At 68.7% G+C, this 878-nt stretch carries 1 protein-coding gene; it reads right to left on the bottom strand.

The features are described 5' to 3' along the window. Positions 1–10: 10 nt before the first annotated feature. Positions 11–828, bottom strand: a protein-coding gene (locus tag AF1_RS33955; protein WP_207394256.1) for an IS5 family transposase whose coding sequence is annotated in 2 segments (ribosomal slippage) — positions 11–478 and positions 481–828 — 816 coding nt in all. Because the reading frame shifts where the segments join, the coding sequence is not laid out codon by codon here. Positions 829–878: the final 50 nt, after the last annotated feature.

Here is an 878-nt window from a genome sequence, read left to right as displayed (position 1 = left end):
AGAGCGTGTCTCACGTGGAAAGTTTGGCGAGTTTCTTGTAGCAGGTGATGGCGGCTGCGAGGACGAGGAAGGCGTTGAACAGGTGGCCGTGGCGTTCGTAGCGGACGGTCAGACGCCGATAGCCGAACAGCCAGGCCAAGGTCCGTTCGATCTTCCAACGGTGACGGCCCAGCCGTTCGCTGGACTCGATGCCGGCCCGGGCGATGCGCGGCACGACCCCGCGCCCGCGCAGCCAGGCCAGGTGCTCGGCGGAGTTGTAGGCCTTGTCGGCGCGGAGCTTGATCGGCCGTCGCCGGCGCGGTCCGCGTCGTGACCGGATCGACGGTAACGCCATCAGCAGCGGTTTGAGCGCCTGGCTGTCGTGGACGTTGGCGGCAGATACCGCGACCACCAGCGGCAGCCCGGCGGCGTCGGAAAGCACGTGGAGTTTGCTGCCCTTCTTGCCCCGATCGACCGGATTGGGGCCGGTCAGCGCGCCCCCCTTTTGGCGCGGACGGCGGCGGCGTCCACGATCGCCGACGCCCAGTCCACCTGCCCGCGCGCGCCGAGTTCGTCCAGCACGGCATGGTGCAACCGAGGCCACAACCCCGCGGCCGTCCAGGCGGTGAACCGCCGATGCGCGGTCGGCACCTTCACCCCGAACTCGCCCGGGAGATGCCGCCACGCGCACCCACTGGTCAGCACATAGACGATCGCGGTGAACACCGCCCGATCGTCCACCGGCGCCGTCCCGCCACCCTGCCGACGCGGCGTGAACTGCGGGACCAACGGCTCGACGATCGTCCACAACTCATCCGGCACCAACCGGAGTGCAAGATCCGACGACACGATCCCCGATCATGCCGCACCACTTACCGAAGCCCACATGAGACACGCTC

The organism is Actinomadura formosensis NBRC 14204 (assembly GCF_001552155.1).
Taxonomy (GTDB): Bacteria; Actinomycetota; Actinomycetes; order Streptosporangiales; family Streptosporangiaceae; genus Spirillospora; species Spirillospora formosensis.
This window is presented reverse-complemented; position numbering and strand designations above follow the sequence as displayed.